Source organism: Flavobacterium sp. U410, from assembly GCF_053570605.1.
On the sequence record NZ_JBSEFI010000022.1, the window covers coordinates 1 to 12,587 of the forward strand.

Consider the following 12,587-nt stretch of genomic DNA (forward strand, 5'->3'; position numbering starts at 1 on the left):
AGATATAATGAAAATAACCTTTAGGTGACATGGCTCTGCTTACCGTTAACAAATTATTTAAAGTACATTTTACTCTTTTGTCAGGAGCAATTTTTAGCATTTCTTCAAAAACAGAATTTGGAATTGCTATATAAGGTCCATGTCCTAAACTATTTTCACCAAAAGAAGAAATTGTACCTTTAAACGTCATTTTTGCTAAAATTATCTTATTCCTTAAGCAAGATACAAGATTATCTTTATTTTTGTACTCATAAACAACACAAACACATTCTCATGATTATTTCAATAGGAAACGACCATGCCGGTCCAGAATACAAAAAAGCAATTGTTAAATATTTAGAACTTAACGAACACACAGTTATTAATCACGGAACCGATACTTTTGAAAGTGTAGATTACCCTGATTTTGGTCATCCGGTGGCCTATGATGTGGAATCTAAGAAAGCTGATTTTGGTATTGTAATTTGTGGTTCCGGTAACGGAATTGCCATGACGGTTAACAAACACCAAGGAATTCGTGCCGCTTTATGTTGGATCAAAGAAATCGCGGCGCTAGCGCGCCAACACAATGATGCTAACGTTATTAGTATTCCGGCTCGTTTTACTTCAATTGAACAAGCAGTTGAAATGGTGCATACTTTTTTAACAACGGAATTCGAAGCAGGTCGTCACGAAAGACGTGTGCATAAAATTGCGTGCAAATAAAAACAGTATACATTAGAAAGCTGGAATTTTTTCCAGCTTTCTAATAATCTCAAAATAAACACTAGATTGATTACTCATGTCGCACAGCCACAGTCATAATCACACGCATAAAGTAGAAGGGAAAAATCTTTTGTTTTCTATTATTCTAAATGTGGTTATCACTTTAGCTCAAGTTGTAGGCGGTTTAATTTCCGGAAGTTTAGCGCTAATTTCCGATGCTTTACATAATTTTTCCGATGTCTTATCTTTAGTTTTCAGTTATGTAGCTCATAAACTTTCTTATAAAAAAGCTTCTTTTAATCATACTTTTGGTTACAAGCGTGCCGAACTAATTGCTGCTTTTGTTAATGCTTCTACCTTAGTGATAGTGGCTATTTATTTGATTTTTGAAGCGGTAAACCGATTTTTTCATCCACATGATATTCAACCTAATTTAGTTATTTGGTTGGCAGTTTTAGGAATTGTAGTTAATGGTTTATCGGTTTTGTTATTGCACAAAGATGCCGATCACAACTTAAATATGAAATCGGCTTATTTGCATTTATTAACTGATATGTTAGCTTCTGTAGCGGTTTTGGTTGGTGGATTGCTTATGATGTTTTACCAAATTTATTGGATTGATAGTGTTTTAACGCTTTGTATTGCACTATATTTATTAGTGGTAGGTTGGGATTTGTTAAAAAGTGCCACCAAAATGCTCATGTTGTTTACACCAGAAGAAATTGATATCAAAGATATAATTAAGGAGGTTCACCAAATAAAAGGAGTTAAAAAATTGCATCATATTCATTTGTGGAATTTAAATGAAGACGAATTGCATTTAGAAGCACATCTCGATTGTTCGGAAGATATAAAAATGAGTGAATTCAACGAATTGTTGCATGAAATTGAAGAAGTATTACTAGAAAAATTCAATATCAATCACATCAACATTCAACCCGAATTTAAAAAAGAAGACACTAAAGATTTTATTGTTCAAGATTAGATACTGATTGAATTTAGCTAAATTGCGTCAATAAACTGACTGAATTTAGCTAAATTACGTCAATAAACTGACTGAATTTATATTTTTTATTATATTTGTATCAAGTTTTATCAAAAAATAGTTGGTATGAATTATTATAAAAGAGCAGTCTTTGATGATTTAAAAAATCAATTAAAGCCTAATAAAGTGCTTATTTTATTAGGAGCAAGACGTGTTGGTAAAACACAGTTGATTAAAAAATATGTAGCTTCAGCTAATGAAAAAGTTTTACAATTAAATGGTGAAGATTTAAATGACACACGTTTGCTGGAAGAACGAACACTTGAAAACTATAAAAGACTACTCGAAAATATTGATTTATTAATTATTGATGAAGCACAAAATATTGATGACATTGGATTAATTTTAAAATTTATTGTTGATACTATAGATGGGATTAAAGTTATTGCAACAGGTTCTTCTATGTTCGATTTGAATAATAAATTAGGCGAACCTTTGGTTGGTAGAAAAAATACATTGTTTTTGTTTCCTTTGGCTCAAATGGAGTTTTCACAATATGAAAATTTTAAAGAAACTATTGAAAATATTGAAGAAAGGTTAATTTATGGGGGTTATCCGGAATTAACTCATTATGAAAGTTGGTATGACAAACAAACCTATTTACGCGAAATTGTAAATTCTTATTTGTTGAAAGATATTTTGGTTTTCGACGGAATTAAAAATGCTAATAAAATTTATGATTTGCTTCGTTTAATTGCTTTTCAAGTAGGAAAAGAAGTTTCATTACAAGAATTAGGCAATCAATTACAATTGTCTAAAAATACAGTAGAGCGCTATCTTGATTTGTTAACAAAAGTATTTATTTTATTTAAAGTAGAAGGTTTTTCAAGAAATTTGAGAAAAGAAATTACGAAATCTTCGCGTTGGTATTTTTTTGATAATGGAATTCGAAACGGAATCATTAATAATTTTAATACGTTGCAAAATAGAACAGATATAGGTGATTTATGGGAAAATTATTTAGCTTCGGAACGAATGAAAAAACAGCAGTATCATAAAATGTTTCGAAAGAATTATTTTTGGCGAACTTATGACCAACAAGAGTTAGATTGGTTAGAAGAAAATGCTGATGATTTGGCTGGTTTTGAATTTAAATGGAATGAAAATAAAAAATCAAAAATTCCTGTTGCTTTTGCAAAAGCCTATCCAAATGCTACATTTGAAGTAATTACAAAAAAGAATTATTTAGATTTTATAATGTAATAAAAGAAGAGATTTTACTATGTTGTCATTTCGATCAAAGGGAGAAAATTTTGTTCAGCGTAGCTAAATCTCATTATCATATTTTAAAGAACAATAAATGAATAACATCCAATTCATACAAATCACGACCCAACTTCCTGTTAAAGGAATCGAAAATACCTTGCAATTACTGTCGGAAGATTGTACCATTCCGTTTATTTCGCGTTATCGAAAAGATAGAACCGGAAATTTAGATGAGGTTCAAATTGAAGCAATTGCAAAACTCAGTAAACAATTCGATGAAATTGTAAAACGCAAAGATTCGATTCTAAAATCTATCGAAGAGCAAAACGCGTTAACGACTGATTTAAAAGCTAAAATTGAATCCAGCTTCGATTTACAGGAATTAGAAGATTTGTATTTGCCTTATAAAAAGAAACGCAAAACCAAAGCTGATACTGCTCGCGAAAACGGATTAGAACCGTTGGCAAAAATCATCATGAGTCAAAAAAATGATGATTTAGAGTATTTGGCATCCAAATATATCAACGAAAAAGTAGCCAATGAAGATGAAGCCTTGCAAGGCGCTCGCGATATTATTGCCGAATGGATTAACGAAAATATCTTTATTCGTAAAAATCTGCGTCGCACGTTTCAAAGAAAAGCAATGGTAGAAACCAAAGTGATAAAAACCAAAAAAGACGAAGAAGAAGCACAAAAATTCAAACAATATTTCGAGTGGAGTGAAAACTTGATGAAAGCGCCTTCGCATCGATTATTAGCGATGTTGCGTGCGGAAGCAGAAGGTTTTGTGAAGTTTAAAATTACTCTTTCTAATGAAGATAAAGACGAAACTTTGCGTTTCATTGACAAAACGGTGATTAAAAACGAAGGCGAAAGTGCAACTCATATTGAAAAGGCAATTGACGACAGTTACAAACGTTTGTTGGAACCCGCTATTTCAAATGAAGTTTTACAAGAAGCCAAAGAAAAAGCAGATATCAAAGCGATTGATGTTTTCTCAGAAAATTTACGCCAATTGTTGTTAGCGCCACCATTAGGTGAAAAACGAATTTTAGCCATCGATCCGGGATACAAAACCGGTTGTAAAGTGGTTTGTTTAGACGAAAAAGGCGATTTACTGTACAACGAAAATATTTATCCGCATGCGCCACAAAACGAAAGTGCCATGGCGATGAAAAAAATCCGTTCGATGGTCAACGCTTATAACATTGAAGCCATTTCAATTGGTAACGGAACGGCGAGTCGTGAAACTGAATTTTTCATTAAGAAAATTGCTTTTGACAAGCCAGTTCAGGTTTTTGTAGTTTCCGAAGCGGGTGCGTCAGTATATTCGGCGAGTAAAATTGCCCGAGAAGAATTTCCAAGTTATGATGTAACCGTTCGTGGAGCGGTTTCTATCGGGAGACGATTGAGTGATCCGTTGGCCGAATTGGTAAAAATTGATCCAAAATCAATAGGAGTAGGGCAATACCAACATGATGTAGACCAAACCAAATTAAAAGAAGAGTTAGATTCTGCTGTTATTAGTTGTGTTAACAAAGTTGGAATTAATTTGAATACGGCGAGTAAATCGTTGTTGAGTTATGTTTCGGGAATTGGCGAAAAAATGGCGGAGAACATTGTCGCTTTCCGTTCCGAAAATGGTCCGTTTGAAGACCGCAACCAATTGAAAAAAGTACCGCGTTTAGGCGATAAAGCGTTTCAACAAGCCGCCGCATTCATCCGAATTAAAGATGGGAAAAATCCGTTGGATAATTCGGCTGTGCATCCTGAATCGTATAAAATGGTGGAAAAAATGGCAAAAGATTTAGGAATTCAAGTTTCGGAACTCATTGGTAACAAAGAACAAATTAGTAAAATTAAAACCGATAAATACATTACAGAAAACGTGGGTATTTTAGGAATTCAAGATATTGTCAAAGAATTAGAAAAACCGGGATTAGATCCACGAAAAGCCGCAAAAGTGTTCGAATTTGATCCTAATGTTCGCTCGATTGCGAATGTAAAACCTGGTATGATTGTTCCCGGAATTGTGAACAACATTACGGCTTTTGGTTGTTTTGTTGATATCGGAATTAAAGAAAGCGGATTGGTTCACATTTCACAATTAAAAGAAGGCTTTGTTTCCGATGTAAACGAAGTGGTAAAATTACATCAACACGTTCAAGTAAAAGTAGTTGAGGTTGACGAAGCCAGAAAACGCATTCAATTGTCAATGATTATATAAAACAGAAAAATCCCAAACTTTTAGATTCTGAAATAAATTCAGAATGACAGAAAGTTTGGGATTTTTAAATATTGTAATTAGTAAAAATTACTCTTTTTTATCTTCTTCTTTAACTCTTTTTATATATCCAGATTTTTGTCCAATTTTATATCCAATAAAAAAAACTATTATTGGAATGAATAAAAAAATTGAAAGAAAAATTAATTGAGGGGGACCAATTACACCAAGAGTTATCATAACTACTATTCTTTTTTATCTTCTTCTTTAGAATTTTTAGGTTCGTCATCTTTCATGGCGTTTTTAAATTCTTTAACACCACCACCTAAACCTTTCATTAATTCTGGAATTTTTTTACCACCAAAAAGCAACAAAACAATTGCAATAATCAAGATAACTTGCGGTGCTCCTACAACTCCTAAAAATATAGCTAATGCGTTCATCTTTAAAAAAAATTTATTAGACAAAGATAATAAGAAAATAGCAAATTCATATTTTTTAACGAATTATTATTATCTCTGTTCAAACAGCTTTTGTGTATTTACTATATTTGTAGTGCTAAATACAAAAAAATGTCTAAAAAACGCCTCAAAAGAAAGTTACTGATTAAAAAACTCTTCAATAAAAGAAGATTAATTATTCTGAACGAAGATACTTTTGAAGAAACGTTTTCATTGAAACTAAACTTGATGAACGTGTTTTTAGTGGCTACTTTAGGTGCTATTTTTTTGATCGGAATTACTACGTATATCATTGCGTTTACGCCACTTCGCGAATATATTCCTGGCTATGCTTCTACCACTTTAAAGAAAGAAGCCACTAACTTAGCCATTAAGTCTGATTCGCTAGAAGCTTTGGTTCAAGACAATCGAGCCTATATCAATTCCATTAAAAAGGTGTTAACCGGAGAAGTCGATTACGCCAAATTTAATAAAGATTCACTTATTGCTTCCGAAAAACAAGTCGTAGACGAATCTAAATTGGTTTCGTCAGAAGCGGAACAGCAATTGCGTGACGAAGTAATGCAGGAAGATAAATTCAATGTTTTTGAATCGGCAAAGCCAAAAGTAAGTTTTGTATTATTTCCACCGGCACAAGGAAAAATCATTCAGAAGTATAGTGCGGCCAACAAGCATTTGGCGGTAACGTTGACGTTAATGAATAATACGCCGATCAAGGCAGTGGCAACCGGAACCATCGTTTTTGCTGATTGGACACCATCTAACGGATACGTAGTTATTATGCGTCACCAAGACGGAATTTTATCGGTTTACAAAAACTTGGCATCCATTACTAAGAAACAAGGAGATACGGTACGTTCGGGCGAAGTAATTGCTTTGGCCGGAATTACTAATCCTAATTCGGGAATAACACTACATTTTGAACTTTGGAAAGATGGTTTCCCTATCGATCCAACTCAATTTATCAATTTTGAATAAGTTATGTCTGTAAAGTCATTTGCCGCAAAATTATTTGCGCAATACATTCACAATACCACCCAAAAATGGGCTCAAAATCCTATTGAAACCCAACAAAAAGTTTTCAAAGATTTAATTCAAAAAGCTAAGGAAACGCAATTTGGGAAAGATCATCATTTTGATGCCATTCATTCTTACGAAGATTTTCAAAAGCAAGTTCCTATTCGCGATTACGAACAATTGCGTTCCTATGTTGATGAGGTGGTAAAAGGAAAAGAAAACATTCTTTGGCCCGGAAAACCTATTTATTTTGCCAAAACTTCCGGAACCACTTCTGGCGCCAAATATATTCCGTTAACCAAAGAATCAATGCCTTTTCATATTGAAGCGGCTCGAAATGCGATTTTGAGTTACATTCACGAAACCGGAAAAGCTGATTTTGTAGATGGTCAAATGATTTTTTTACAAGGAAGTCCTATTTTAGAAGAGAAAAACGGTGTAAAATTGGGGCGACTTTCCGGAATTGTAGCACATTATGTTCCGCAATATTTACAAAAAAACCGCATGCCCAGTTGGGAAACCAATTGCATTGAAGATTGGGAAACCAAAGTAGATGCTATTGTTGAAGAAACGATACATGAAAACATGACGGTGATTTCGGGAATTCCTTCTTGGGTGCAAATGTATTTTGAAAAACTAAAGGAAAAAGCGAATAAGCCAGTGGGCGAAATCTTCAAAAACTTCGATTTGTTTATTTACGGCGGTGTGAATTATGAACCCTATCGTGCCAAATTTGAAAACTTAATTGGTAGAAAAGTAGATGCTATAGAATTGTTTCCGGCTTCCGAAGGATTTTTTGCGTATCAGGATTCTCAAAAAGAAAAAGGAATGTTATTGCTTTTGAATTCGGGAATATTCTACGAATTTGTAAAAGCAGATGAATTTTTCAACGAAAATCCCAAACGATATACGATAGGTGAAGTAGAATTGGGTACCAATTATGTTTTAATTCTGTCAACTAATGCCGGACTTTGGGGTTATAATATTGGAGATACGGTTCAGTTCACGAGTTTAAAACCTTACCGAGTGATTGTTTCAGGAAGAATCAAACATTATATTTCTGCTTTTGGCGAACATGTTATTGGTAAAGAAGTGGAAGCGGCTTTGCAAGAAGCTATGGAAGGAACTAATGTTCGTGTGAACGAATTTACCGTAGCGCCACAAATTACACCTAAAGACGGTTTGCCATATCACGAATGGTTTATTGAATTTGAAAACGAACCGGAAGATTTAGTTGCTTTTTCACTTAAAATAGATGAAGCCATGCGAAAACAAAACGTGTATTATGACGATTTGATTTCGGGTAGTGTTTTGAGAACTTTGGTGATTACTAAAGTACAAGATAATGGTTTTCAGTACTATATGAAATCTATAGGTAAACTTGGAGGACAGAACAAATTACCACGTTTAAGTAATGATCGTTCTATTGTAGATAAATTGAATGTTTCACTTTGAAAATAATTTTCAAACATGTTAATTACTACTTACTTTTCTTAAGATTTAACTAAAAAATAACATTTTTTTAAATAAATTTTGATTTATAATATAAAATCTCATACTTTAGGTCGTTTTTTAACAAATCCTCTACTGTTATGAGAAATTTTTTAATTATCTCTGGTTTACTATATTCTGTTTTTTTAATAGGACAAAACCAGAACCTGGTAAGTTTAAACAACACAACTAGTATTAAACAACCTGTTACATTTGGTCAAAACTTAACACCAAGTGGACATATTCGTTGCCATTCAACAGAATATGAATCTTTTTTAAAAACTAAATATCCTAAAAGAGCAACAACGGAACAATTTGAAGCTTGGTTAGTACCTAAAATAGCCCAAATTAAAGCGGATAGAGCAGCAGGAAGAAATATTCAACAAGTATATAATATACCTGTAGTTATACATATTATTCATAACGGAGATGCTTTAGGAACTGGAGAAAATATTACAGATGCGCAAGCAATATCTCAGATTAATGTAATGAATGAAGATTACAGAAGATTAGCAGGTACTCCTGGTGGTGTGAACAGTACAGGATTAGCAGTTGATTGTGAAATTAATTTTTGTTTGGCGCAGACAGATCCAAATGGTAATCCAACGACAGGTATAGTAAGACATGTAATTACTCCTTATAGTAATAATGTTGCAGATGGAGCTGGCGGTCCGGATTGGGAAACATTTGCAGATGCAGATGCAATGAAAGCAGCAACCATTTGGAATCCTGATAATTATTTGAATATGTGGACGATTAGACCGGGAGGAAGAAGTTTAGAACTAGGAGGGATGTCAGGATTACTGGGTTATGCTCAATTTCCGGATGCTTCAGGTTTACCTGGTTTAGCAACTACAGGGGGTGCTGCAAATACTGATGGTGTAGTTGCAGCTTTTAATGCAATGGGAACAATAGCTGAAAATGATGGTACATTTATATTGAATGCTACTTATAATTTAGGAAGAACAATGACTCACGAAGTAGGGCATTGGTTAGGACTACGACACATTTGGGGTGACGGAGGATGTACAGTTGATGATTTTTGTCCAGATACTCCTGTTGCCGGTCAAGCAAATTATTCTTGTAGTACGGTCGATTCTTGTCCTACGGATCCGGGTAATGATATGATTCAAAATTATATGGATTATACAAATGATGCCTGTATGGATACTTTTACACAGAATCAAAAAGATAGGATGGTTGCTGTTATGACCAATTCGCCTAGAAGAAATACACTCAATGCTTCAACAGCTTGTCAAGCACCAGCGCCATATATCAAGTTTGGTCAACCAACAGGATCTATTAACGAAGGAACAAATTGCAATTATTCAGATTATAATTTTCCGGTGACTATCGCAAGAGTTGCAACAGCGAATGCTGATGTTACTTTTACAGTAACAGGAGGAACAGCTACTCAAAATATAGATTATAGTATTGTTAATTCAACGGTAACTTTTCCTGAAGGAACTACAACAGATCAATACCTTACTATAAGAGTTTATAATGATGGTTTAGTAGAAACCGATGAAACAATTCAAGTACAACTAAGTGTCAACGCAAATGGAGGAGATGCTTTGGTTAATTCAGGTTCAACAACCATGGATATTACATTGTTTAATGATGATTTTGCTCCCAATCCTTTACAAACCATTACAGTTTTTGAAGAAGATTTTGAAGATATAACGGGTTGGACAAGAATTGATCAGGATGGAGATTCTTATAACTGGGGATTGGTAACAGGTCTTGATGGTTATGGAACAGCCCCAAATACAATAACAGGAAAGAGTGCATTCTCTGAAAAATCATTGAGCTATTTAAGAGGCTCAAATACAAATGTTAAACCTAATAATTATTTAATCAGCCCTCAAATTACGCTTCCAGCTGGAGTTAATAGTATAAGCTTGTCTTATATTTTAGCGGGTTACGATGACGCTGCTCAAACAAGGAATGCAGGTAATTTAAATGTATACTTCACTACTGATGCATCTTCAGAAACAACAATATTAGCAGGAACTGTTTTGGCTAGCAATTTAATTATTAATGAAGGGACTTCAGTTTTAAATATTCATAATTTAACCGCTTTATCTGGACAAACAGGCTATATTGTTTTTAGACATGTAAATACTTCAAATACTACAAATATTGGATTATTATTGGTAGACACAATGTTGATTGAGGCCGAAATTTCTACAGATGTTCAAACAGAAGTTAACAATGCTACCCGATATTTAGCAACTATTCCTACTTCAGGGCAAGTGTATGCTTCAGACAGTGCAACAAGTAAAATTATGACCGGAATTAATTCAAGTAATGCGTTTGATTATGGTTGTGTAACTGTTGAAGTAGATCGAAGTCAGACTTCAGTTGGAGCACCTTCAGCTGTTTTTGTAGATCCCAATACGCAAAACTATTTGTTGTCAAAAACATATTTTGTAGATCCTGCTAATGATACCAATTCAGGAAATTATACGATCAGTTTTTATTTTACAGAAGCAGAAGTTGCTGCTTGGGAAACAGTAACAGGGAAAACACGTTCTGAACTAAAAATAATTAAAGTCATAGAAAATCCAATAAGTTTGATTAATGCTACCAATTTTGAAAACTATACAATTGAAGAAATTCCGGTAACAATAGGAGCTTTTGGAGCTAATGTTATTTTTAGTGCAACATTTTCTTCTAAATTAGGAGGAGGTTATGCAATAGGACCTACAACGGGAACGGTTTGTGGAGATTTGGTTTCAACTTGGGATGGAACAACTTGGGACAATGGTGTGCCTACTAAATTTACAGCTGCAGTTTTTAGTGCAAATTATTCATCTACAACTGATCTTGAAGCCTGTACGGTTACTGTTAATAGTGGGGCGGGAGTAGTATTCAATCCCGGACATTCTTTGGTAGTTACAGGAACAGTTGATGTAGTTACAGGTTCCATGTTAACAATAGAAAATAGTGCCAGTTTAATTCAAAAACAAGAGGTGGCTAATACAGGAGATATTACCGTAAAAAGAGATGTTTCAATTGCTCAGTCTGATTATGTGTTTTGGTCAACACCTGTTGCTAATTTTAATGCCGCTACTATTTCTACTGATACACCAACTGATTTCATTTGGAAATGGGTTCCAACGGTTGTTTCAAATACAAATGGATATGGTATTTGGGTTAATGGAAATGAAACAATGGTAAACGGAAAAGGATATATAGTTAGAGGGCCAAATACTTTCGGTACTTTATCTCAAACATTTACTGCTGACTTTGTAGGTGCGCCTAATAATGGTACTATTACAATGGCTGTTTCCAGAGGTACTTATACGGGAGCGGATTACAATACAGGAAACTCAAGCACGTTAGCAACTAACAATGATGACAACTGGAATTTAATAGGTAATCCTTATCCAAGCGCAGTTAATGCAATTAGGTTCTTAAATGCAAATACAAATATCGATGGTTTTATTAATATTTGGACGCATAGTACAGCGCCTGCAAATACTACTTCAACTCCTTTTTATGGAACGTATCTTTATAATTATTCTGTAAGTGATTATATTACTTATAATGCTTTAGGAGCCTCTTCAGGTCCGGCAACGTTTAATGGAAATATAGCTTCTGCTCAAGGTTTTTTCGTTAAAATGAGTGATTCAAGTGTTTCAACTACAGAGAGTGTTACATTTACTAACTCAATGAGAGATATGACGTATTTGAATAACCAATTTTTTAGAACTACTCAGGATTTGGTTGTAAGCGAAGAAAAAAATAATATTTGGATAGATTTAGTTTCTGTTAATACAGGAAAAGTAAGACGAGCATTAATAGGATATATTGAGGGAGCTGAAGAAGGAATAGACAGATTGTATGATGCACCTGCAGATAATAAAAAAGAATTTAATCTATATTCATTGGTTAATGATCAAAAGATGATTATTCAAGGAAAAGGTCTTCCTTTTCAAGATACAGATGTAGTTCCTTTAGGAATTAAAATTCCTCAAGACGGTAATTATGTTTTTGCAATCGGAGCAGTAGAAGGATTATTTGAAGGAACAAATCAAAATATTTATTTAGAAGATTATGCTCTTGATGTTGTTCATAATTTAAGAAATTCTCCCTATAGTTTTAACACATCAATGGGAACTATAGATAATCGATTTGCATTACGTTATACTTCATATTTAAAAGAAGAAAGTGTAAGTAATTCAGAAACTAACATTTGGGTTAATACAAAATCTTACTTAACGATTAATTCGGTTAAAGAAAATATTTCAGAAGTAATGGTTTATGACGTGTTAGGGAGAACAGTTGCTCAAGAAACTAATCAATCTTCAATTCAAATAGAGCTGAACAAAGTGCAAAAAAATAATTCACTATTAATTCTTCAAATTACGTTAGAAGATGGGAAAGTAATCACAAAAAAAGTAATTTATTAGAGCCTAAAAGCTAGAAAAAC

Annotated in this window: 9 protein-coding genes; 7 read left to right on the plus strand and 2 right to left on the minus strand. The window is 33.6% G+C overall.

Features of this window, described 5'->3' with window-relative positions:
- Positions 1-190: hypothetical protein (locus tag ACUSJC_RS13720; RefSeq protein ID WP_449270129.1), on the minus strand; the 190-nt coding region annotated here is incomplete at its 3' end.
- Positions 191-273: 83 nt separating this feature from the next.
- Here ACUSJC_RS13720 and rpiB point away from each other — a divergent pair.
- From rpiB to ACUSJC_RS13740, 4 genes are all read left to right on the plus strand, one after another.
- The gene (rpiB, locus tag ACUSJC_RS13725) at positions 274-705 is read left to right on the plus strand and encodes a ribose 5-phosphate isomerase B (RefSeq protein WP_449270130.1); all 432 of its coding nucleotides are present in this window, start codon (positions 274-276) and stop codon (positions 703-705) included.
- A gap of 76 nt (positions 706-781) precedes the next feature.
- Positions 782-1,690, plus strand: a complete 909-nt coding sequence (locus tag ACUSJC_RS13730; RefSeq protein WP_449270131.1) for a cation diffusion facilitator family transporter — start codon at positions 782-784, stop codon at positions 1,688-1,690.
- A 126-nt stretch (positions 1,691-1,816) separates the two neighbouring features.
- Positions 1,817-2,953: an ATP-binding protein gene (locus ACUSJC_RS13735; protein ID WP_449270132.1), complete on the plus strand. Its 1,137-nt coding sequence runs from the start codon at positions 1,817-1,819 to the stop codon at positions 2,951-2,953.
- A 97-nt stretch (positions 2,954-3,050) separates the two neighbouring features.
- Positions 3,051-5,183: a Tex family protein gene (locus ACUSJC_RS13740; protein ID WP_449270133.1), complete on the plus strand. Its 2,133-nt coding sequence runs from the start codon at positions 3,051-3,053 to the stop codon at positions 5,181-5,183.
- A gap of 242 nt (positions 5,184-5,425) precedes the next feature.
- Here ACUSJC_RS13740 and tatA read toward each other — a convergent pair whose 3' ends face one another.
- Positions 5,426-5,623 (minus strand): twin-arginine translocase TatA/TatE family subunit, encoded by a 198-nt coding sequence (tatA, locus tag ACUSJC_RS13745; RefSeq protein WP_449270134.1) that lies wholly within the window; start codon positions 5,621-5,623, stop codon positions 5,426-5,428.
- A 129-nt stretch (positions 5,624-5,752) separates the two neighbouring features.
- On the opposite strand from tatA, the gene ACUSJC_RS13750 reads away from it, so the two are divergent.
- From ACUSJC_RS13750 to ACUSJC_RS13760, 3 genes are all read left to right on the plus strand, one after another.
- Positions 5,753-6,619 (plus strand): murein hydrolase activator EnvC family protein, encoded by an 867-nt coding sequence (locus ACUSJC_RS13750; protein WP_449270135.1) that lies wholly within the window; start codon positions 5,753-5,755, stop codon positions 6,617-6,619.
- Positions 6,620-6,622: 3 nt separating this feature from the next.
- The gene (locus ACUSJC_RS13755) at positions 6,623-8,113 is read left to right on the plus strand and encodes a GH3 auxin-responsive promoter family protein (protein WP_449270136.1); all 1,491 of its coding nucleotides are present in this window, start codon (positions 6,623-6,625) and stop codon (positions 8,111-8,113) included.
- Positions 8,114-8,250: 137 nt separating this feature from the next.
- Positions 8,251-12,567 (plus strand): M43 family zinc metalloprotease, encoded by a 4,317-nt coding sequence (locus tag ACUSJC_RS13760; RefSeq protein WP_449270137.1) that lies wholly within the window; start codon positions 8,251-8,253, stop codon positions 12,565-12,567.
- Positions 12,568-12,587: the final 20 nt, after the last annotated feature.

Excerpts from the sequence above, each read along its gene's own strand:
- ACUSJC_RS13750 (WP_449270135.1), top strand. The coding sequence starts at position 5,753 with ATGTCTAAAAAACGCCTCAAAAGAAAGTTACTGATTAAAAAACTCTTC.
- ACUSJC_RS13760 (WP_449270137.1), top strand. The coding sequence starts at position 8,251 with ATGAGAAATTTTTTAATTATCTCTGGTTTACTATATTCTGTTTTTTTA.
- ACUSJC_RS13755 (WP_449270136.1), top strand. The coding sequence starts at position 6,623 with ATGTCTGTAAAGTCATTTGCCGCAAAATTATTTGCGCAATACATTCAC.
- rpiB (WP_449270130.1), top strand. The coding sequence starts at position 274 with ATGATTATTTCAATAGGAAACGACCATGCCGGTCCAGAATACAAAAAA.
- ACUSJC_RS13740 (WP_449270133.1), top strand. The coding sequence starts at position 3,051 with ATGAATAACATCCAATTCATACAAATCACGACCCAACTTCCTGTTAAA.
- ACUSJC_RS13730 (WP_449270131.1), top strand. The coding sequence starts at position 782 with ATGTCGCACAGCCACAGTCATAATCACACGCATAAAGTAGAAGGGAAA.
- tatA (WP_449270134.1), bottom strand. The coding sequence starts at position 5,623 with ATGAACGCATTAGCTATATTTTTAGGAGTTGTAGGAGCACCGCAAGTT.
- ACUSJC_RS13735 (WP_449270132.1), top strand. The coding sequence starts at position 1,817 with ATGAATTATTATAAAAGAGCAGTCTTTGATGATTTAAAAAATCAATTA.